The 19,609-nt window shown below is 61.2% G+C and carries 23 protein-coding genes; 12 read left to right on the top strand and 11 right to left on the bottom strand.

The annotated features are described in order from the left end of the window. Nucleotides 1-3 precede the first annotated feature (3 nt). Together LA521A_RS16840 and LA521A_RS16845 are read left to right on the top strand one after the other, a co-directional pair. The gene (locus LA521A_RS16840; protein ID WP_281782129.1) at nt 4-318 is read left to right on the top strand and encodes a DMT family transporter; all 315 of its coding nucleotides are present in this window, start codon (nt 4-6) and stop codon (nt 316-318) included. Nucleotides 319-414: 96 nt separating this feature from the next. After that, entirely contained in the window at nt 415-867 is a 453-nt protein-coding gene (locus tag LA521A_RS16845; protein ID WP_281779992.1) for a carboxymuconolactone decarboxylase family protein, read from the top strand. Nucleotides 868-1,998: 1,131 nt separating this feature from the next. On the opposite strand, the gene LA521A_RS16850 is transcribed toward LA521A_RS16845, so the two are convergent. From LA521A_RS16850 to LA521A_RS16875, 6 genes are all read right to left on the bottom strand, one after another. Continuing rightward, a complete protein-coding gene (locus LA521A_RS16850; protein ID WP_281779993.1) occupies nt 1,999-2,919 on the bottom strand; it encodes an alpha/beta fold hydrolase in 921 nt (306 codons plus the stop codon). Nucleotides 2,920-3,012: 93 nt separating this feature from the next. Then, the gene (locus LA521A_RS16855; protein ID WP_281779994.1) at nt 3,013-4,347 is read right to left on the bottom strand and encodes a sensor histidine kinase; all 1,335 of its coding nucleotides are present in this window, start codon (nt 4,345-4,347) and stop codon (nt 3,013-3,015) included. Between the two features lie 23 nt (nt 4,348-4,370). Further along, entirely contained in the window at nt 4,371-5,051 is a 681-nt protein-coding gene (locus LA521A_RS16860; protein ID WP_281779995.1) for a response regulator transcription factor, read from the bottom strand. A 185-nt stretch (nt 5,052-5,236) separates the two neighbouring features. Continuing rightward, a complete protein-coding gene (locus tag LA521A_RS16865; protein WP_281779996.1) occupies nt 5,237-5,752 on the bottom strand; it encodes a hypothetical protein in 516 nt (171 codons plus the stop codon). 679 nt (nt 5,753-6,431) lie between these two features. Continuing rightward, nucleotides 6,432-7,352, bottom strand: a complete 921-nt coding sequence (locus LA521A_RS16870; protein WP_281779997.1) for a YaaW family protein — start codon at nt 7,350-7,352, stop codon at nt 6,432-6,434. Between the two features lie 3 nt (nt 7,353-7,355). Continuing rightward, nucleotides 7,356-7,898 carry a helix-turn-helix domain-containing protein gene (locus LA521A_RS16875; protein WP_281779998.1) on the bottom strand — a complete coding sequence of 181 codons (543 nt, stop codon included), beginning with the start codon at nt 7,896-7,898 and terminating at the stop codon, nt 7,356-7,358. Between the two features lie 502 nt (nt 7,899-8,400). On the opposite strand from LA521A_RS16875, the gene LA521A_RS16880 reads away from it, so the two are divergent. From LA521A_RS16880 to LA521A_RS16900, 5 genes are read left to right on the top strand one after another with little or no spacing between them, the layout of a single operon-like run. Further along, the gene (locus tag LA521A_RS16880) at nt 8,401-8,721 is read left to right on the top strand and encodes an ArsR/SmtB family transcription factor (RefSeq protein WP_281779999.1); all 321 of its coding nucleotides are present in this window, start codon (nt 8,401-8,403) and stop codon (nt 8,719-8,721) included. Further along, the gene (locus LA521A_RS16885) at nt 8,718-9,206 is read left to right on the top strand and encodes an ArsI/CadI family heavy metal resistance metalloenzyme (protein WP_281780000.1); all 489 of its coding nucleotides are present in this window, start codon (nt 8,718-8,720) and stop codon (nt 9,204-9,206) included. Before LA521A_RS16880 ends, LA521A_RS16885 begins: the two co-directional genes overlap by 4 nt. Before the next feature lie 7 nt (nt 9,207-9,213). Next, nucleotides 9,214-9,654 carry an arsenic resistance N-acetyltransferase ArsN2 gene (arsN2, locus tag LA521A_RS16890; RefSeq protein WP_281780001.1) on the top strand — a complete coding sequence of 147 codons (441 nt, stop codon included), beginning with the start codon at nt 9,214-9,216 and terminating at the stop codon, nt 9,652-9,654. After that, nucleotides 9,651-10,034 (top strand): arsenate reductase ArsC, encoded by a 384-nt coding sequence (locus tag LA521A_RS16895; RefSeq protein ID WP_281780002.1) that lies wholly within the window; start codon nt 9,651-9,653, stop codon nt 10,032-10,034. The genes arsN2 and LA521A_RS16895 overlap by 4 nt, the downstream gene beginning before the upstream one ends. After that, nucleotides 10,034-10,720 (top strand): aquaporin, encoded by a 687-nt coding sequence (locus LA521A_RS16900; protein ID WP_281780003.1) that lies wholly within the window; start codon nt 10,034-10,036, stop codon nt 10,718-10,720. Before LA521A_RS16895 ends, LA521A_RS16900 begins: the two co-directional genes overlap by 1 nt. A 131-nt stretch (nt 10,721-10,851) precedes the next feature. Here the strand turns inward: LA521A_RS16900 and LA521A_RS16905 are convergent, their stop codons facing one another. Next, entirely contained in the window at nt 10,852-11,130 is a 279-nt protein-coding gene (locus LA521A_RS16905) for a winged helix-turn-helix transcriptional regulator (RefSeq protein WP_281780004.1), read from the bottom strand. Between the two features lie 209 nt (nt 11,131-11,339). Between LA521A_RS16905 and LA521A_RS16910 the strand changes: the two genes are divergently transcribed. Beyond that, complete coding sequence (locus tag LA521A_RS16910; RefSeq protein WP_281780005.1) at nt 11,340-12,017, top strand: glutathione S-transferase family protein; 678 nt, start codon at nt 11,340-11,342, stop codon at nt 12,015-12,017. Between the two features lie 62 nt (nt 12,018-12,079). Here the strand turns inward: LA521A_RS16910 and LA521A_RS16915 are convergent, their stop codons facing one another. Further along, nucleotides 12,080-13,225 (bottom strand): FAD-dependent monooxygenase, encoded by a 1,146-nt coding sequence (locus tag LA521A_RS16915; protein WP_281780006.1) that lies wholly within the window; start codon nt 13,223-13,225, stop codon nt 12,080-12,082. An 88-nt stretch (nt 13,226-13,313) separates the two neighbouring features. Between LA521A_RS16915 and LA521A_RS16920 the strand changes: the two genes are divergently transcribed. The 3 genes from LA521A_RS16920 (at nt 13,314) to LA521A_RS16930 (ending at nt 16,833) form a co-directional block, all read left to right on the top strand. Next, on the top strand, nt 13,314-13,868 hold the full coding sequence (locus tag LA521A_RS16920; protein WP_281780007.1) for a TetR/AcrR family transcriptional regulator: 555 nt from the start codon (nt 13,314-13,316) through the stop codon (nt 13,866-13,868). A 553-nt stretch (nt 13,869-14,421) separates the two neighbouring features. Next, a complete protein-coding gene (locus LA521A_RS16925; RefSeq protein ID WP_281780008.1) occupies nt 14,422-15,945 on the top strand; it encodes a DUF1254 domain-containing protein in 1,524 nt (507 codons plus the stop codon). 141 nt (nt 15,946-16,086) lie between these two features. Continuing rightward, nucleotides 16,087-16,833 (top strand): porin family protein, encoded by a 747-nt coding sequence (locus tag LA521A_RS16930; protein WP_281780009.1) that lies wholly within the window; start codon nt 16,087-16,089, stop codon nt 16,831-16,833. Nucleotides 16,834-16,952: 119 nt separating this feature from the next. On the opposite strand, the gene LA521A_RS16935 is transcribed toward LA521A_RS16930, so the two are convergent. After that, nucleotides 16,953-17,249, bottom strand: a complete 297-nt coding sequence (locus LA521A_RS16935) for a hypothetical protein (RefSeq protein WP_281780010.1) — start codon at nt 17,247-17,249, stop codon at nt 16,953-16,955. 217 nt (nt 17,250-17,466) lie between these two features. Here LA521A_RS16935 and LA521A_RS16940 point away from each other — a divergent pair. Further along, nucleotides 17,467-18,581, top strand: a protein-coding gene (locus LA521A_RS16940) for an IS3 family transposase (RefSeq protein ID WP_281780011.1) whose coding sequence is annotated in 2 segments (ribosomal slippage) — nt 17,467-17,719 and nt 17,719-18,581 — 1,116 coding nt in all. Because the reading frame shifts where the segments join, the coding sequence is not laid out codon by codon here. Between the two features lie 249 nt (nt 18,582-18,830). On the opposite strand, the gene LA521A_RS16945 is transcribed toward LA521A_RS16940, so the two are convergent. Together LA521A_RS16945 and LA521A_RS16950 are read right to left on the bottom strand one after the other, a co-directional pair. Next, nucleotides 18,831-19,235, bottom strand: coding sequence for a GFA family protein (locus LA521A_RS16945; RefSeq protein ID WP_281780012.1), 405 nt, complete (start codon nt 19,233-19,235; stop codon nt 18,831-18,833). Nucleotides 19,236-19,308: 73 nt separating this feature from the next. Further along, nucleotides 19,309-19,524, bottom strand: a complete 216-nt coding sequence (locus LA521A_RS16950; protein ID WP_281780013.1) for a DUF4287 domain-containing protein — start codon at nt 19,522-19,524, stop codon at nt 19,309-19,311. Between the last annotated feature and the right edge of the window lie 85 nt (nt 19,525-19,609).

Consider the following 19,609-nt stretch of genomic DNA (forward strand, 5'->3'; position numbering starts at 1 on the left):
TCGATGGCGTGGGGCCTTTTGCTGGCCGCCGGCGTCCTGGACGTGCTGTGGGCGCTTTCCATGAAACAGGCCGAAGGCTATACGCGACCGGGATGGACGCTGGTTTCGGTGGCGTTGCTGGCGTCGTTCGTCTGGTTGCTGGGCCGCAGCCTGACGGTGCTCCCGGTGGGAACGGCGTACGCCGTCTGGACGGGTATCGGCGCGGCGGGCACGGCGATCGCGGGAATCTGGCTGTTCGGCGAATCGCTCAGCCTGGCCCGCGTGGCGGGCATCGGACTGATCGTCGCCGGCGTGGGCGTGCTCAAGCTCGCACCCTGATCCCTGTCGCGTTTCGCTGCCTTGTCACGTCCAACTGGGAGGAGCGAGTTGTATCGATCCCGCACCGTTGCCCCCTACCTCACACGAGAAACGTACATGTCCACTCGAATCAACCTCGGCAAGGCCCTTCCGAACCTGTACCAGGCCGTGGCCGGCCTCGACAAATCCGCGGCGAGCGCCCTCGCCGACGCCGGTGTCGAGAGCGGCTTCAGCCATCTGATCGCGCTTCGCGTCTCGCAGATCAACCAGTGCGCGTACTGCGTCAGGATGCACACCCGCGATGCGCTGGCCGCCGGCGAAACGACGGACCGCATCGCCGTGCTCCCTGCATGGCGCGAGAGCGGCTACTTCAGCGACAAGGAACGCGCGGCGTTGGAAATGGTCGAAGCGGTCACGTTCATCTCCGACGTCCAGTTCGCCGACAAGGCCTACGAGAAGGTCGCCGTACACCTGTCATCAAGTGAGATCGCCGCGATCGCATGGAAGGTGATCGTCGTCAACGCCTGGAATCGCATCGCGATTTCCAGCCGGTACGAGGTCGGGCCGTGAGGGGCTGGATATCCTAGATCGCGGGTCGGCTTGCCGGGTGGATGTCTGCTATCGGCCAGGAGCGGACATCACGCCTATCTGCCCAACATAGCCAGCTTCGCAAACCCTTCCATGAAGAGCGGCGCTACAAGAGAGCTGCCGAGCGTAAGGACCGAGCAGTCCGTGTGGAAACGGGCCCGATCGTCCTGCCGGGCGGGCAAGGCCAAGATCACGAGCTGACATAGGCAGAATCCAGCGCCCCACAATAGGACGGCCAGTAGTGCCGCAATGGCTGCTGGTCCCGTCGCGAGCATCGCGAGCACAGCAAGTACCGCCAACATGGTAGCCGTGTAAGGCAGATACCCACTCCTGAACTTCTGGGCGACCGTCATCCTTGTATCCATTGGCGGCGTCCACTTCGGGTCGGAAGCGGACAGTACCAAACCATGTCGCACAAACCGAAGTGAACGCTATCGGTTCTGGGTCGATACCGGAGGCAAGCGGTCCCTGATGACTCCGCAGTTCTGACATCTCTGGGGTGCGCCCCAGAAGGGTCCCAAGAAACGGTACCCGCAATATGGACAGCGGAACAGAATTACGCGGAGGCCCGTGCCCATCATCGTCAGGCCCCATACCATGAACATGCCGTGCCCGACGCTCTCAGAGAGCTTTCCGGCGAGGATTGCCCCGAACGTCGCAGCGAAGACCATGAAACCGCCAATCCCGATGCCGAAGTGCCATCGCACACGTCGCGAGAAGTCAGCCCAGCTCATTCTTATCCGCTGACGTTCGTCCATAGCGCCCCCATCGCCCCCGTTTCCTTCGCGCATCCTAATGTCCGCTATGGGTCGGAAGCGGACATTAGCATCGGCCCCGGCGCAATCAGCGCTCAACACAAGTTGTCGCCATCGGATCGCTCGTTTGAAGCGTGCTTGGCAGGTCGAGATCCAGGCCTTCCAGATGGAAAGCTAGGGCTTAAGGTGCCCAACATATGAGGTTTGCACGACATGATCGGCCGAACTTGTACGTGATGCGCCGAGTCTCCGAGAGGCGTGCGGCCCAAATCCGCTGCGATTCGTGGGGTCTGGCAAGATCTCCGCGTGAGCTTGCCGCGCTAGTGGGAGGAGAGGACAGCAGAGCAAGTGCTCGATCTCACTTCGCAACCGATGTAATGGCGTTTATGGCAAATTGCAGCTGTATTAGGAACTGCTTTGGCTGGTCCAGCATCACATAGTGCTTTGAGCGCTGGATCTCCAGTAGACGATCCGCGGAGAGCCAGGCGTATTGTTGTCGATAGCGACTTCGCATGAACCCAGGTGGCGCACCATTGGGGCTTTGGTCTGCATATATCACGAAGGTAGGCAACCCCCTAGAAATGCTCAGCCCGCGAAGATCGGCCAGCATGGTGGCGCGATATAAGGATGCATATGTGCGCCGGTCACTGGTTGATGCGACAGAGGCCACTTCGGCGGCGAGTACGGGGTTGGCAATGGCTCCCGCCAACTGCTCCTGCATTCGTTCGGCAAACTGCCGGGTCGATTCACCTAGCATTCGTTGATACTCGCCATTTGTCTTGTCGATCAGTGACTGATCAACGAACCGGGCGCCAAAGTTAGCCGCGCTAAAGGGCAAGGTGTCGAGGATCACGAGACCTTTGATCAACCCGGGCCGGTCGTGAGCTAACTGGAGCGCGGCCAATCCCCCTGCCGAATGGGCGACCACGATCGCGTCGCTTGTACTGGACTCCACGTAAGCCCCGAGCCGCGCACTGACATCAGCGATTTCATCTATACATTGGCAAGGGTCTGCCGACTCGCCACCCAGGCCAGGCAGCAAAACGAGGTGTACCCTGTAAGTCTGACCGAGAACGATCCGCGTGGCGTTCCATTGGGTCTTAGATGCAGACAACCCTCCCAAGAGAACGATGTCTTGAGTGCCTTTACCCGAGACGATGGAGGGGACTTCCGGAATGCGCTGAGATTTGGCGGTTGTTCCTTGTACCACCGGCGCATGCGAGCAAGCGGCGAGATGGGCGCATAGTGTCAGCGTGCAAAGTTGAATGTAAAGACGCATGGTACTTTCATACCGCGTACGAAGTGAGTTGTAGCTAATAGGGAAAACCTTGCAACGCCCTGACGGCGGAGAGCCCCTCTCCTCCCTTACGGTCTATCCAACTGCCGGCGCATGCCGCGCTACAGATAGGCGGAAAGTTGCGCCGCCCCCAAGTGTCTCGGTGACGGTGATCGTACCGGCATGGACCTCAGCGATCCTTCGGGCTATCGCCAACCCCAAGCCCGTTCCCTTCCAATGATTGTCACGACGCCAAAAAGGCTCGAAGACTTGCTCCTGGTCGGCAGGATCCACACCGGACCCGTGATCAATCACGCAGATGTTCGCCATGGCCTCGTCCATGGCGAGAGTCACCAGCACGGTCCCACCCAGGGGTTCTGCCCGGATCGCATTATCGATCAAGTTGGCAATCGCGGATCGCAGACCATCAGGCTGGCCAAACACCTCCACCCTCGGCGCGTCGACCTCCAAAGCAAGCATTCGGGAGCCGCGTCCGGCGAGCGGGGCCATGTCCGCAATGAGTTCTCGCAGGAGAGCGACCAGTTCGACCTGTCGCGATAACGACGACGACTGTGTGTGAATGCACGATGCAGCGAGCAGCTGATCGACCATCAACGACAACCTCTGTGCATCGCTGCGCAACTCTCGCGTGGTCTGATCGTAGGGAAGGGAATCGAGTCTGGCACAGAGGATTGCAACGGGCGTCCGCAGCTCGTGCGCCGCATTCCCGACAAGCACCTGCACCAATCCGACCTCTCGCTCAAGGCGTTCCAAAAGTTGGTTGATGGCGCTCACAAACGGATGGATTTCCGGCGGCACCGCCGTCGATGAGAGGCGCTGATCGAGTGTCTCGATTCTTATCTTGGCCGCTTTGGCGGCCGCTTGACGAAGGGGCGCCAGCGCACGTCGAATAGCGAAAGGAATCGCAACAATTGATACCGCAATGGCGGGACCTAGCTGCTTCGCGGCGTGGGAGAGCAGTTCCGCCAGTAGCGTCGGAACATCATCAATGCCAAAGCGATTGCCAGTGGTCACGACTACCGCACCGAAATCACCGCCGCCGCGGATCTCGTACAGATCTGAGTATCCGAGCTTCCCGTTCGCCAGCCATATGCGCCCTTTAGGTAACGGCAAGGCTGGCCCGCGCCCTGAGACAGCCTTTGCGAGTGCGGGCGAAGATCCCTCCAACAGCCGACCCTGCACGTACGCCGCATACATGAACTTAGGACGCCCCCTGCCGTAGGCCATTAAAGGTTCGGATGGGACGATGCGCAGATTCCCGGACGCACCCACCCTGATGGATTGAGCGACACGCCTTTGAGCGTTGACGGCCGACACGTCGTCATATGAGACGTGCTGCGAGAACACGAGCCATAAAAGAAACCAGCCAACTATCAGCGTTGTTTGGGTTGCAATGACGACGAGCGCCAATCGTAGCGACAGTGACCTTCGGTTTAGCATTGTCGGTCGTCAATAAAGTAGCCAACGCCGCGGACCGGGTGCACTACAACGCCAGCAAGATTTGAATCCAGCTTCTTCCTTAGCCTGGAAATATGTGCTTCTAATGTGTTCTGAGAAGGCTCCTCGTCGAATCCGTACACTTCGCGGATCAATGTATCGCGCTGCACGACACGGCGTGCGCGGCGCATTAGAGCCGCCAGCAGCGCCGCCTCACGACGGCGCAGGATAAAGGGGGTGCCGGAGACGGAGAACTGACGCGATGTAAGATCGAATTCCAACGCGCCGCACCGTACCGGGGCCAACTTCTGAAGTCGTGCGGGCCGCCGAAGCAGGGCCCTAACGCGCGCGCGCAACTCATCGACGTGGAATGGCTTGCCTATGTAGTCGTCGGCGCCTGCATCTAAGCCCGCTACGCGTTGCGCAACATCGCCGAGCGCACTGATGACCAAGACCGAACATTCAGGCTGCTTCGCCCGAATTAGCGGTACTAGGCGCAAACCGTCGCCATCGGGAAGCCGCCGATCGAGCAACAAAATGGCGTACGTACCCACAAGCAATGCTCCGCTCGCCGCAGTCAACGACGGCACTGCGTCGACGGAAAGTCCCTGTGCTTCCAGCTCTCTGGAAACGAGCATGGCCAGCTCAGGCTCGTCTTCGACAAGGAGTGCCCGCATGGTCGTTACGTTGCCCTGAAAGGGAGGTGCAGTTGTCTCATGTACGCGTTCTGCGGGCAACTTTACCGTTTGCGATCTGTCAGCACCCTGCAAGCATAGGGAGGGATAGATCAACGGGCGTTAGCAACCCGTGGTACGTAGGCTACGGACGTTGGATGCTGCCGCCACCGCACCGAGAGCGGACATTAGCACCTGAGGGCCGCCCTGCTCCGGTCCGATGTCCGCGATCGGCCAGAAGCGGACATCAAGCCCGCATACCGAGGAGACTCAATACCCGTGGGCGGCTCGCCGGCCGTAGCCTCGGCATCGGCCATAGCGATGCCCTGTTGCCGCATCAGCATCACGAACTCCGTCCACGTATCCGCGATCGCGGGCGACGGATCGGAAGGGTTCGGTGGAACGTAATCGAACGTCGCGCCCTCGTGGCTCATGAGGGTCAAAAAGACCCCGTGACTCACCCCGTCCTTCTGTACGCGCAACGCGAGCGAGGAGAGGTCGCGCAGGGGCACCCGTCCCACACGCAACAGCGCAGTTGGTCGCTCTCCGGGCACTTCAATCGGGATGATGCCCACCGAATTCTCTAACACCATCTGCCGATACTCGGCCGCGCCAGCCCCCGACCCAATCTCGATCACACCGAACGGCTCAGTGTTCGTGGTCGGCGTGAAGGCGGGCGGGCAAAGCTTGTACACCCCGAACATTTTGTACTGTCCCAGTGGAGTTACCAGGACGATGAACTGTGCGGACTCCTTGCCGTCACGGAAAGAGTTATAGAAATAGCGGATGCTTCGGCGCAGCTGGTCTGCAACGCACTAGGGCTCCTCGAAGAGGCGCTCATCGAGCCGTGCAATAAGCTCACTGCGAAGTGCGCTAATGACGCCCAGCGCAAGCCTGACTGATCCTGAGCAGGGGATCGCGATCCGTGGGTGTAGGGCATGCACTTTGCGCAGTGCATCCACGTAGATCTTGCGTCCGTCGGGATACTCGAGCGTGACTTGGATGTCCGACATTGCCGTTGCGCAGAACATTTCTCTGCAGGCGACTACCCACGTCATGCAATCTCCTCAAGTACCAGCGATTGTATCCATGCCGAAATTTAACGGCCGTGACACTTAGATGCGATCGGCGCGCTTCTTGGCTACGTAGTCCCATCACTCGACATGCCGCACCTCCTAGCTGTTGCGATGCCCCGGCCTTCAGCCGGGGCAACGTTGGTTGCATGAACCCACGCGAATCAGTGGGAAGTTCTGCGTGCCTTTGCTTCACCTCTGCCGAGCATGAAGTGGCCAAAAGCAGAGACCGCGATGGTGGCTACCACACCCGCCACGAATGACACCGCGAATGACTTGAGGTAATCGGACGGGTCTGGAACAAACATCATCAGGCCTCCTGAGCCGTGCCGCACTCGGAGCAGAACTTGTCCGTCCTCTCGATGGCGGCGTCACAGCTCTTGCAGGATCGGTAGGTATGCTGGGCAATAAGCTTGCTGCGCATGTAAGCGATCTGCACTACTGCCGGCACCGTCACGCGGTACGCTGGACTGGATAGGTCGGCAAGCGTCCACAGGGCAGTCACAGCCCAGCCAATCGGGCCCAGGGCTACGCTCAGGCCCTTCATGAGAGCGCCGGTGGTCGCGAACGTAAGGCCCCGGCCCAGCAGAGCCTTGGAAACTGCGTGCGCCACCATCGTCGCGAGCTTGTACGTCGCGAAACCACCCAGACGAGCGCCTTGGATCACCGCTGCCAGGGCTGCCGGGCCCATGGGCTTGCTGCCGAAGCCGAGTACCTTCTCAACTTCTGCACGCTCATCATCCGTCATCTTCTCGACCGCCCGTCCCAAGATGCGGCGCAGGATCGCCTCTTCGACGTCCGCCACAGCGGTGTAGCCGGGCAGCTTCACGTCGAGGTGGCTCGCGACATCGCGCACGATCTCGTCGTATTCCACAGTTGCTGCCGCGTTCGGCAGGATGCTGTCCAGGAGGCCGCCTGCCGGAATTGCCGCGCGAGCCTTACGATAGGCGTTGCCAAGGGTGTTACCGCCGAACTCAAGCACTTCGTGTGCGATCAGCGCCCGCTCTGTCGGGCCGTAGTGTTGACCTTCCTTCGCCTTGACCAGGATCGAACAGACGGTGCTGTCCAAGGTCAGGCGGCCTTGGCCACGATCGGTGATGTAGTCGACCATAATGTCTAGATCAGACGGATCCGCAGAATCCATCAGAACGTTGAGGTCGGGCGTCGCGCGCAGCGCATGGGCATCGAGTGCGAGGCCAGCGTCGTTGTCTTGGGCAATGATGGCGTTCATGGGTCAGTCTCGGTAGTTGGCGCCCATAGCGGCGCAAAGGGTAAGGAGAAGCGGGACGTACTCGGTTCGTTGGGCGTGAAGGTGCTGAAGAGGCGGTGTGGCGCAGGTGGCGCCGATTCGGTACGCCTGCGCCTCGAAGTTGCTTGTTGTCAGATCGTCCGTGCCATCGGGTAGCTTCTGCAGATAGTCGGTGCGCAATGCCAATTCGCGACCATGCTCGACACTGGCCCCCGGGCTGTGGTCCGTACGCTTACGGATTCGTTCTGCGAGTTCCCGAAACGTCTCGTAGCCGACCAAGCGCTCGTGTTCGAAGATTGCCGTTGCAAGCACTTGCCAGTCGCGATCACGCATCAGCAATAGCGCGGGCGGCACGCCAAGGCCATCGGCGAGTTGGCAGATTGTCTTCAACGTCGGATTGGCTTCGTCCCCAAGGGCGAGCAGCTTGGCAATTGAGGACCGCGACAGGCCGGCATGCTCGGCCAGTTGTTCCTGGCTCACCTTCGAGCGTGCCCCGGAACGATGGATGGTGGGGCGCGCGTTGGACACTCGTCGTACTGCATTGACGAATGCATCGGCGACCGACGCATATACGGAGCGTTTCGATGTAGTCATCTGTCCCCCTGAACAGTGACGCTAGTCTCTCTAATCAGTCCAGGCATTGCCATGGAGCGCTGTCCACTGCAATGGACAATCTCACCAGCCTGCGTACTTGGGTATACAACGAGGGCAGCAGCCAGGGCACCTTCGGTGACTTGGCGGCAGGCTCCTTGCCAGAGAGCGAGTGGCGCCAGTTTCTTGACGCAGCTCGCATGCCGGACGCGTTTCAGCGCAAGCCAACTGGAATTCTGTTCCTAGGCCGTAGCGAAGTCACCCGATGGATGCGTCCTGGAGGCCAGCTAAGTTGTGTCTTCGATCTTCTGCTTGAAGCCGCGCAGCCGCAGCGGCTGTTCTGGGTGCCGGTCGGAACAGCGCACCCCGGGCGTGTAGCTCATCGTGGGGGCGCCACGCTGCACATGGCCCCATCTGGCCTTAGCGTGCTCGCGCGCTTTTGCTGCAACCGAATTCGCACGACGTCTGCACGCGGGTTCCAGATGCTGCTGCGTCTGGAGCAGGTCCGGACGGATTGTCGGTTGGTGACCTTCGCGACCGCTTGGGCCTACCGCCCGCCACGCTGAGCGCGCAACTCAACATCCTGCGCAATGCCGCGTTGGTCCATGACCAGCGCGAAGGACGCGTCATCCGCGTGCGCGCCAACTACCTGCAGATGAACGACCTCATCACCTTCCTCACTGAAAACTGCTGCAGCGGCCGGGCCGTCTGCGAGCCCGCCAGCGGCTGCAAGCCGCAGAAGAAAGGAGCCTCGAAGTGAACCGCTTCCATGTACACCTCAACGTTTCGAACCTCGACGCCAGCATCCGCTTCTACTCGCAGTTGTTTGCCACCGCACCAGCCGTGGTGAAAGGCGACTACGCGAAGTGGATGCTGGAAGACCCGCGCGTGAACTTTGCCATCTCCACCACGGGCCGCACGCCGGGCATCGACCACCTGGGCATACAGGTCGACAACGGCGACGAACTCGTCTCGCTTGGCCAGCGTCTGGACGCTGCCGGCAGCACCGTCGTTCCCGAACCCGACGCGACCTGCTGCTATGCGCGCTCGGACAAGATGTGGACGGAAGATCCACAGGGCACGCGCTGGGAAACGTTTCATACCTTTGGGGAGGCGGTGACCTACTACGCCGGCGACGATGCGTGCACCGCCGATGGCGCTGCATGCAGTGCACCGATGCACCCCGCGCACGCGGCTTCGGCGCGCACGGGCGGATGCTCCACCCCGACGTCCGGCTGCTGCTGAGGTCCCCATGAACTTACGGTTGCAGCTTCCCCATGAGCGCGAGGGAGCCCGGTCGCTGCTCGACCGCGCCGCGCTACCTGTCGAAGACCTCGATACTGCCGATGTGCGGTTCATTGTCGCAATCGAGAACGATGAATTGGTTGGTGTCGTCGGATTGCAACAGTTCGGAAGTGCGGGCCTGCTGCGATCCCTCGCCGTTCGCCAGGATTTTCGCGGCAGCGGCGTCGGCGGGAGGCTGGTCGATGCGCTGGAATCGCTCGCACGCGAAGGAGGGCTCGATCAGCTGGTACTGCTCACGCAGACCGCTGCGCCCTTCTTCGCGGCACGCGGCTATCGCGCGATCGAACGCGCTGATGCACCGGCTTCCGTGCATGACAGCGCGGAGTTCCGTTCGCTGTGCCCAGCGACCGCATCTTGCATGAGCAAGCAGCTGGACGACGACCGATGAAACGAATCCTGTTCGTGTGCGTGGAAAACTCCAATCGCAGCCAGATGGCCGAAGCGTTCGCGCACATTCATGGCGGTGGCGGGGTCGAGGCATTGAGTGCCGGGTCGAATCCGTCCGGACAGATCAATCCGAAAGCCGTGCGCTTCATGTCCGAACTGGACTATGACCTCAGCAAGCACGAGTCCAAGTCGTTGGATGATATCGACGGCGAATTCGATGCCGTCATCACCATGGGGTGTGGCGACAACTGCCCGTGGATTCCTGCGACACGGCGCGAAGACTGGGGACTTCCCGACCCAAAGCACATGGACGACGAGGGCTACCGCGAGGTTCGCGACGATATCTCCGCGCGCGTCAAAGCGCTGCTGGCGTCGTTGTGATGCCGCTTTCACGCAGGCTGGCGGCCGAGTTCATCGGAACCATGTTCCTGCTCGCCGCGGTCGTTGGCTCGGGGATCATGGGCGTGCTGCTTTCGCAGGGGAACAACGGCATCGCGTTACTGGCAAACGCGGCTGCGACGGCGGGCATTTTGTATGTGCTGATCGTGATCTTCGGTCCGATTTCCGGCGCACACTTCAATCCGGCGGTCTCATTCGCGATGCACCTCCGCGGGGAGCTGGGTCGAAGAGACACTGTGGCCTATATCGCGATTCAGGTCGTCGGGGCTGCCCTAGGCGTGGTGCTCGCACATGCCATGTTCGGCCTGGCACTGGTGCAGGCAGGCACCCATGTGCGAAGCGGTTGGCCGCAATGGCTCAGCGAAGCCGTAGCGACGTCCGGGCTCCTGCTGACCATCGTGATGGGCGTGCGCAATCGCCCGCAAGCTGTGCCGGCTCTCGTAGCCAGTTACATCTTCGCCGCGTACTGGTTCACTGGCAGTACGTCCCTCGCCAATCCCGCCGTGACTCTGGCTCGCGCACTCACTTCGAGCTTCGCCGGCATCAGGCTCGTTGATGTCGTCGGCTTTGTTGCTGCCCAGATGGCAGGGCTTGCGAGCGCTGTTCTGGTTCTAACGCTCGTTTTGCCCGAAGGCCGCACTTACGCGGCGAGGCTCGCTTCGCCGTAATGTCCGGTTAGGGTCGAAAGCGGACGAGGCTGCGGATGCCACAAGGGAGGATGGCAGTTGGACACTTGGTTTCCCCCCGCGACAACGTGCGCTTTGTGAGGGGCGGCCGGGGACCTGCACTTGAAGGGACCTCAGTTCGCATCGAGCAGCTCAGCCCACTCGCGCGCCGTTTGGCCAAGAGGGGCCAAACGCTCATAGACCGACTGCCCCATATCGGTGACGACGTAGCCGTCGACGTCGCGCGCGACTAGCCGCGCCATCTGTAGTTCCTTCAGACGCTGGTTCAGCACAGCCGGCGAGATGGACTCGCAGCGCTCCTGCAGCGCCCGGAACGTGAGCGCGCCCGACTCCGCCAGGGTCCAGAGCACGCCCATAGCCCAACGGCGGCCAAGGAGATCGAACAGCGCCATGATCGGGGCTCCGGATTTGGAACCACGCACGGCCTGACCTGGCTTGGGAATCTGCGTTCTCGACATGCGGCCTACTCCCGAACTTTGCGCTTCCCCCGACTTGCGGGGCGCGCGGCTATGCTATTAAATCCATAGCGCGCTGCCTATCTGGCCTATCGATGACCCGTCACCGGCTGTATTCCGGAACCCGAAACGCCTCGAGCTGGGCGATGCGCGCCTGGCTCGCTCTCAAGGCCGCGGGCGTAGATTTCGATGAGGTCGTGGTTGATATCCGACGCCCGCAACGGTTTGCGAATCTCGCTGCCGTAGGTGCGTTCGCGCCGTCGGCTACGGTACCGGTGCTAGTCGTCGATGAACACGTGATCTTCGACAGCCTCGCGATCATGGAGTACGCCAATGATGTGGCTGGTGGGCGCTTGCTCCCGGTCGACCCTCTTCACCGTGCAGAAGCCCGGTCCATCATCGCGTGGCAGCACGGGGGTCTATCTGGAATCGCACGGCGAGTCTGCTTCGAAAGCGCGTTCTACCCGGACAAGCGTGATCTGTGTCCGGAAGAGATCGCGGAATGCGATCGCCTCGGGACCTATCTGGCTGCCTGCCTGGCTCGCTCTGGGGGCCCCTTTCTGTTTGGCGAATGCTCGCTTGCCGACTTCGCACTGACACCGACGGTAATCAGGCTCACACGCCACCAGTTGGACTGGGCGCGTTGGCCTGGTACGGAGCCGTGGTCCGGCCATGTGCTGGACCACCTTCACGTGAAAGAGTGGCTACGCGAGGCCGACCTCTGCCCACCAATCTGGTACGACAGTTACATGCTCGATCCGGAACGTACCCCTTCAGCCTCAAGCGCATGGACGGCGGTGCGAGAGCCCCGCGGCCAACGGTAGGTACATGCCAGAGAAGACGGTTGCGTGGTCTTCGCGTTGCGGTGGTGGACCCCTGCCATCGGTCAGGCAAACCCAGCTAGCGTCTGCGCCGCATAAGCACGCACCCTCGCCGACCGCCCGGCGGCGTCGATCAAGTGATTGCGAATCCAGCGAGCAGCCGGGCTGCGAATCGTCGCTAAGCGGGTGAGTCGATCCGTCATCGCTAGCACTTTCGTCGCAGCCGTGCGGCGTGTCTCGTTGTAGGAATCCAGAGGTTCGTCAGATCCGACTCGTATCGATTCGCCCAGCGCGGTACTCAGCGCGACTGCATCCCTGATGCCTAGGTTCATGCCTTGGCCTCCTGCAGGGCTATGTACGTGGGCCGCGTCACCGACAAGTAGAACCGGGCCATCACGAAATGTCGCGGCGAGGCGGTGATGGACTTGGAACCGCGAGCCCCAGAGCAGCTCGTGAATGCGTACGCCCCGACATGGCCCACGCTCGTCGATCAGCGCCTGCACGTCATCGGTCGTGGGGATCGAAGTGGCACCTTCGAGCTGCGCGACGACACGGTAGCGATCCTGTGACATCGGGGCGACGACGAGTGTTCCCTCGCCCGAGAAGAACAAGGACACCTCATCGCGACTCAGCGGCCACTCCATCCTGACGTCCGCAAGCAAAAACGAGCCATACGTCTTACCCGGGAAGGCAATTCCCGACTGCTCGCGCACGGTGCTACCCATCCCGTCAGCGCCAACGATGTACTGCGCGCGGATCACGCACTCGCCCTTTGGGCCCTCGCACGCTGCGACGACATGGTCGCGTCCCCGCGTCAGCTCCGTCAGACGAACCAGGCGGTCCACGCGACGTCCCGCGGCCGCTAGGCGGTCTGTCAGGATCTGCTCGGTCTCGTCTTGCGGGATCATGAGGGCATAGGGCGAGGCCGCGGGGAGGCCCGAGAACTCAACCCGCAGTAGGTCCTGGTCCCGGTCGCGCACCCGGAAGAAAGGAACCTTGAGGCCGCGCGATATAAGCGCATCCGCAATCTGCAGTTCCCGCACGCTCTCGAGCGTGGCCGCGTGAATTACGGCTGCCCGGGACGTGTTCTGCGCCTCGGGGAGTGCGTCGATGATCGTGAAATCGACTTCTTGCTGGGCGAGGCCTATAGCGGTCGACATGCCCGCCGGACCAGCACCGACGATCAGGACCTGAGTGTCGAGATGGGACATCGGGCAACGTTCCAGATGATGTAAACATGCGTTTACTACCGGATCGTGCGATTGTTGTCAACGCTTGTTTACACGGAGCCATCAACTGGTGAGAGATGCGCAGGCCACGCGGCAGCGACTTCTGTTGGCGGCGCGAAAGGCGTTCTCCGACCGGGGATTCGAACGAACCACGGTCCGTGAGATTGCAGACGACGCGAATGCCAACCCGGCATTGATCAATCGATACTTCGGAGGCAAGGAACAGCTTTTTGCTGAAGCCGTCGCGATCGACTTGGCCCTGCCTGACCTGTCAAAGGTTGAAAAGGCTTCCATGGGCAGAGCATTGATCGCGCACTTCTTCCACAAATGGGAAGGAAGCGAGCAGGACGACCTGTTGCGGACGCTGATTCGCGCTGCGGCCACCCACGAGGTGGCGGCATCTCGCGTTCGCGCGATCCTGACTGACCAGGTCCAAGTCATGGTGGAGCGCGTCGCGGGACAACATCGAGCCCATGAACGCGCGTGCCTGATCGCGACACAGATCCTCGGTCTCGCGTACGCGCGCTACGTCATCGGGTTGAGTAATGAGGACCTTCCCAGAGACACCATCGCTGGCATGGTGGGAGACACCATTCAGCGCTATTTGTGCGTCGAGCTTCCCTGATTGTTGCCGTCGTCATATTCGTCCGTTTCCGGGTTACCAGAGCAGGTCGAGAGCAATAAATCTGGAGCCCGGAGCATCACCTTTGTGCAACTCCTATCCCCAGAGGCATCGAGCGCCGTCGAAACCGGCGTTAGTGGTTGCTGAACTGACTTCGCAGGGCTTGACCGCGCAGGCCGTCGCTTCCGGGGGACGCGCTGCTGAGGCGACTCCCGTACCGGCGATACGTAAGGAACATCCGCCCGAGTCAATGCACCGACGTCCGCTTTCGGCCATGAGCGGTCATTCGCCTGACGTACGACGTATTGCAAGCTGCGAAGCTAGGTCCACAACGTGCCGAACGGGACCAGGTCTTTTGCGGCAGGCAGCGTCCGAGGCACGGTTTCTCCGTCAATCGACCAAAGGTCGAGCCCACCCAATAGTCCGTCCTGTTCGATTCCAGCGCGAGACCATTGACATCACCCTGCGCTAACACTTGCGGGAGCCTCCTATGCCGACCGCCGCTCAGGCGGTCCCTGTGTATTCCCCCGGTTTCCTCTGCTGAAGGAGAAGGTCCGTGAATACGAGACTGGCCAGGCTGGCCGCAATGTCGTTGTGCATGTCGCTGACGTTCTTGACGCTTTCATGCTCCCGCGACGGTGGGCGGCAAACCGAACAAACCGAACAAACCGAAACGGTGCAGAAGCAGGACGCGCCCGTCCAAGGTGCGGGAGGACTGAGCGACAAGGAGGTGGTCGATATCGCGACCGACGCATACATCTACGGCTATTCGCTGATCACCACCGAAGTCACACGGGTGCAGATGTCGAATGTCGCCAAGGCCGACGCCCTGCACGCGCCGCCGAACCAGTTCGCGAATGTTCCGCGTTATCCACCCGGCGACTATCGGGGCGTATCGGCACCCAACGCGGACACGCTTTACTCCGTCGCGTGGGTCGACCTGCGCAAGGAGCCGATGGTCTTCAGTCATCCCGACATGGGCAAACGCTTCTTCCTGTTTCCGCACTACAGCCTGTGGATGCCCGTCGTCGCGTCGCCTGGCAGCCGCACGATGGGTGGCAAGGCCGCCGACATCCTGATCAGCGGGCCCGGCTGGAACGGGCAGGTTCCTGCCGGCATGGAACACGTGAAGTCGCCCACGCAACACCTCGTCATCCTCGGGCGAACGTATGCCGACGGCACCGAAGCGGACTACAAGGCCGTCAACGCGTTGCAGGCCCAGTACAAGCTCGTGCCGCTATCGGCGTTCGGCAAGCCGTATACCTACACCGCACCGCCGGTTGATCCGAACCCCGGCTTTTCGATGACGGACAAGCCGCAGAAGATCATCGACGAGATGGACCTGTCCGCGTACTTCGGGATGATGGCGCGTCTGATGGGCACTACCGCACCACCGGCACCGGAGGACGCCGCGATCGTTGCCCGCATGGCGAAGATCGGGCTGGAGCCCGGCAAGCCGTTCGACATGGGCAAACTGTCGCCCTCGGCGCAGGCTGCGCTGAAGGATGTCACCAGGACGGCGCAGCAGAAGATCTTTGCACGGCGGGAGACGTCGGGAACCAAGCAAAACGGTTGGTTCATTCCTGCAGCGGCCGGGACGTACGGAACCGATTATCTCCAGCGTGCCCTGATTGCCGCGTTTGGATGGCCCGCCAACCTCCCGGAGGACGCGATCTATCCCTACGCGTTGACCGATGGCAATGGCGAAACGCTCAACGGCGCGAATTCGTACACGCTGACGTTCCCGAAAGACCAGACACCTCCGGTCAACGGCTTCTGGTCGATCACGATGTACATCGACGATGGAGGCTGGTGGTTCAATCCGAACCCGCTGGACCGGTTCACCATCAGCATGCGCAACAAGCCGAAGTTCAACGACGATGGCTCGCTGACCTTGTACTTCCAGAACAAGTCGCCGGGCAAGGACAAGGAAAGCAACTGGCTGCCGGCGCCGCAGGGCAAGTTCATCCTGATGTTGCGCACGTACTGGCCGAAGGACACGCCACCATCGATCCTGCCGCCGGGCAAGGGCACATGGCAGCCACCGCCGGTGGTCAAGACATCGAATCCGACGTCGTAGCTTCCATTGCCTCGGCGTGAGGAACACCCGGACGGCCCGGGCATGGGCCGTCCTGCACCACGCGAAATCGGAGCGACGGTTTGCTCCCGTGTCCATGATCGACAACGTCGGACCATGGGTCCGCGAATGGGAGGCCCGACGATGAGCATCCATCTGCGATCGTTCGCGACTGCTGCCATGGCCCTGTGCATGATGGGTGCACCGCTTGCATCCCACGCGCAGGAAAGCGAAGCGTGGGAGTGGGCGATCGCGCCCTACCTCTGGGCTCCGAGCATCGCGACGGATCTGCGCACCGGCCAGCCACCCGCAGAAACCGATTCGGCATTCTCCGACATCATCGACAAGATCGATGGTGCGTTCCTGATACATGCCGAGGGACGAGGCGATCGCTTCGGTGTGTTCGCCGATTACATCTTTCTTGGCCTGGCGGACGACAGGGAGTTTCCGCGGATCAGGACCCAGTCCGATCTCGATTCGCAGCTGTTCGAGCTGGCCGCCTTCTGGAGTCCGGGCCAGGAGCGTTTCCGCGGGCTGGATGTGTTCGGCGGCCTGCGTTACGTCGACGTGGACCTCAAGGTCAGGTTCGACCCCGTCAATCCGGTCTTCTCCCCGTCGGAGCGCGGCATCGACAAGTCCTACAGCGACTTCATGCTCGGAGCGCGTTACACGTGGGCGTTGTCCGATCGCTGGCAGCTCACGTTGCGCGGCGACGGTTCGTTCGGAGAAACCGAAGGGACGCACAGCGCCAGCGCGGTAGTCCGATATCGCGTGAAGCATGGCGCCTGGATCGTCGGCTACCGATACCTGGCGATAGAGGTCGAGACCGGCGGCAACAACACCGATATCACGTTGAGCGGCCCGCTCGCCGGGTTTGAGTTCGCTTTCTGAAACACGTGCCGCCAACGCATCAGATCGCGCAACGATTGATCCAGGCGCAATGTTGTATCGCTGAACGCGGATCCATCAACAAAATGCCGCCGAGCCCGCTTCGATGGGCCGGATGCCCGCTATCGGCCAGGATCGGAAGCCTGCCGCGCGAGTGCAAGTCCTAGCTTCGCGGCTACGCCTTCAACGACCGCCTCGACGGTCGTGAGCACCAGTCGTTGGTTGTCGCTGTCGCTTTCCAAGACGAACGGGCAGTTTCCCGTGGTTGCTTCCAGCTGCACCTCCGAGCGGGAGGCCGGATGCGTAAAAAACCACACACCATCGTCATCGGCGCCAGGATGAACCACCTTCAGCTGGGAGACCTTGAGCGCCGGATACAACTCGACGAGCGTGCGTTCGATCTGATCGATGTCGCGCATCAGATTTCTCCACTCGGAGGACCAATGTCCGCTATCGGCCAGAAGCGGACGTCGCTTACCGACACTCCTTGGCGGGCGTAACGGGTTACGAGGGCTCTTCGGCGCGGTAACAGACTCAGGTTGACCCTTCACCCGAGCCAAGGCCGTAAGCTCCCCCGGCAGGCAGACATCTCATAACTAGAACTTTCTGGCATCGTTTTCCCAGCCAGGAGGTTGCATGCGCACTTCGAAGTTCACCGAAGGCCAGATCGTCTCGATCCTCAAGCAGGCGGACGCTGGCGTGCCGGTAAAAGACCTGTGTCGACAGGCCGGCATCAGCACCGCGACCTACTACCAGTGGAAGAGCAAGTACGGCGGTCTGGAAGCGTCCGAACTGCGACGGGTCAAGGAGCTCGAAGCCGAGAACGCCAAGCTCAAACGCATGTACGCGGAGATGGCGCTGGACAACGCGGCACTGAAGGACCTGATCGCAAAAAAACTGTAGGGCCGGCCCAGAAGCGTGAGGCGGTGCGCTTTCTGACCGAAGTGCACGCGCGGCCGCTGAGCCGGTCCTGTGGCTACCTGGGGCTGTCGCGGGCAGCGTGGTACGCGCCGCCGCTGGACTGGACGGTGCGCGATGCGGAGTTGATCGCAGCGCTGGCAAAGCTGGTGGAGGAGCGGCCCAGCCGCGGCTTCTGGAAGTGCAGCGATCAGCTGCGCCGACAGCGGCCGGACTGGAATCCCAAGCGGATCTACCGGGTCTACAAGGCGATGCGATTGAACCTGCGGCGGGCTGCGAAGCGGCGCCTCCCAAAGCGCGAACGCGTGGCGCTGTACGTGCCCAGGCTGCCGGACACCGTCTGGTCGGTCGACTTCATGAGTGATGCGCTGGCCTGTGGTCGACGCTTCCGAACCTTCAACGTGGTCGACGCCTTCAACCGCGAGGTACTGCATATCGAGGTCGACACGTCGATCAACTCCAACCGGCTCGTGCGTGTGTTCGAGCAACTCAAACGCGATCACGGCTTGCCGCAGGTGCTGCGCTCGGACAACGGCCCGGAGTTCCTGGGCGAGGCCTTTACCGCCTGGTGCAAGGCCAACATCGTCGCGATCCAGTACATCCAACCCGGCAAGCCGAACCAGAACGCTTTCATCGAACGCTTCAACCGTACGTTCCGCGAAGAGGTACTGGATCAACACCTGTTTGCACGCCTTGAAGACGTCCGCGAGGCCGTGCACTGGTGGATGATCGACTACAACGAGACTCGACCCCACGACGCGCTCGGCGGCTTGACGCCTGCCGAGTACCGCGTTCGACACGCCGAAAGTTCTACTTTTGAAGTGTCTGCTTGACGGGGGAGCTTACGCCTTCCCCCATGAAACTCCCGTTGCTCTGCCGTTTGTGCGGCATGGAACTGCTCTTTTGCGGCAAAGGCCTTCTCTCGCAATAGAAAGCCTAGATCCAGAAGGAAGTTGTCAGCGATGTCTGTCATGCGGCCTAACACCTAAGTTAAGCCGAGACGCGTAGTGGAGCAAACCACATGGCAAGCTTTTCCTGCCATGTGGTTTGCGTAACGAAGCGGCTTCGGCTTGAACGCATTGTTAGGCCTCAACCCGGTCCGCCGGATGTTTGATCCCGTCGTTAACTGGCACATCCGGAATGGCAAAAGGATTTATGCCCTCTAGGCAGCCGACGTTGAAGCCGTACTGGTGAGGGTTGGACCGACGCTGGTGGTGCGTGTAAATGCCGCAGTTGCCACAGAAGTAGTGCTTGGCGGTATGGGTGTTGAACTCGTAGAGCTTGAGATGCTCCGAGCCTTTCACGATGCGAATCCCACCCAAGGGAACCGACGCCACCACTGCACCCTTGCGACGGCAGATGGAACAGTCGCAGCGCCTGGGATTAACGATGCCCTGTGGCAGGTCAAGCTCAAGCTCCACAGAGCCGCAGTGACACGTGGCACGGTGCTTGGCTAGGACAGGCACGCCGTCGATCTCTTTAAGCACCCGCAGACTCTCCCTTGAGGCCTAACGCCTGAATTAAGCCGCGCCGCGAAGCGGCGTCGGCTTGAATGAACTGTTAGGCCCCATGCCGGGCCTTGTGGTAAGCGACAAGAGCATTAGCGTGGCCGTGCCCGATCTTGTACTCAGTCTTGAGGAAAGCGACCTGCTCCATATGCTTCTTGTCTCGAACAGAATCGAGAACTTTGAACCAATGATCGACGGGCTTGACGTATGCCTTCTCGATAGATGGGAAGTACGAAGCCGGTCCCTTAACTTTTGTAGCAGTAGTCATGAATTCGCCCTTCTGTTCCGGAGAAGCAGGGGATAACCGGGATAGCTACCTGGCCTGCATCTACCTGTCCGACGAATGAGCTAAT

The organism is Lysobacter auxotrophicus (assembly GCF_027924565.1).
Classification (GTDB): domain Bacteria; phylum Pseudomonadota; class Gammaproteobacteria; order Xanthomonadales; family Xanthomonadaceae; genus Lysobacter_J; species Lysobacter_J auxotrophicus.

Excerpts from the sequence above, each read along its gene's own strand:
- LA521A_RS16905 (WP_281780004.1), bottom strand. The coding sequence starts at position 11,130 with ATGGCGCTGTTCGATCTCCTTGGCCGCCGTTGGGCTATGGGCGTGCTC.
- LA521A_RS16950 (WP_281780013.1), bottom strand. The coding sequence starts at position 19,524 with ATGACTACTGCTACAAAAGTTAAGGGACCGGCTTCGTACTTCCCATCT.
- LA521A_RS16895 (WP_281780002.1), top strand. The coding sequence starts at position 9,651 with ATGAAACGAATCCTGTTCGTGTGCGTGGAAAACTCCAATCGCAGCCAG.
- LA521A_RS16860 (WP_281779995.1), bottom strand. The coding sequence starts at position 5,051 with ATGCGGGCACTCCTTGTCGAAGACGAGCCTGAGCTGGCCATGCTCGTT.
- LA521A_RS16870 (WP_281779997.1), bottom strand. The coding sequence starts at position 7,352 with ATGAACGCCATCATTGCCCAAGACAACGACGCTGGCCTCGCACTCGAT.
- LA521A_RS16935 (WP_281780010.1), bottom strand. The coding sequence starts at position 17,249 with ATGCGCGACATCGATCAGATCGAACGCACGCTCGTCGAGTTGTATCCG.
- LA521A_RS16865 (WP_281779996.1), bottom strand. The coding sequence starts at position 5,752 with ATGTTCGGGGTGTACAAGCTTTGCCCGCCCGCCTTCACGCCGACCACG.
- LA521A_RS16930 (WP_281780009.1), top strand. The coding sequence starts at position 16,087 with ATGAGCATCCATCTGCGATCGTTCGCGACTGCTGCCATGGCCCTGTGC.
- LA521A_RS16850 (WP_281779993.1), bottom strand. The coding sequence starts at position 2,919 with ATGCGTCTTTACATTCAACTTTGCACGCTGACACTATGCGCCCATCTC.
- LA521A_RS16845 (WP_281779992.1), top strand. The coding sequence starts at position 415 with ATGTCCACTCGAATCAACCTCGGCAAGGCCCTTCCGAACCTGTACCAG.
- LA521A_RS16840 (WP_281782129.1), top strand. The coding sequence starts at position 4 with ATGGCGTGGGGCCTTTTGCTGGCCGCCGGCGTCCTGGACGTGCTGTGG.
- LA521A_RS16900 (WP_281780003.1), top strand. The coding sequence starts at position 10,034 with ATGCCGCTTTCACGCAGGCTGGCGGCCGAGTTCATCGGAACCATGTTC.
- arsN2 (WP_281780001.1), top strand. The coding sequence starts at position 9,214 with ATGAACTTACGGTTGCAGCTTCCCCATGAGCGCGAGGGAGCCCGGTCG.
- LA521A_RS16915 (WP_281780006.1), bottom strand. The coding sequence starts at position 13,225 with ATGTCCCATCTCGACACTCAGGTCCTGATCGTCGGTGCTGGTCCGGCG.
- LA521A_RS16910 (WP_281780005.1), top strand. The coding sequence starts at position 11,340 with ATGCGCGCCTGGCTCGCTCTCAAGGCCGCGGGCGTAGATTTCGATGAG.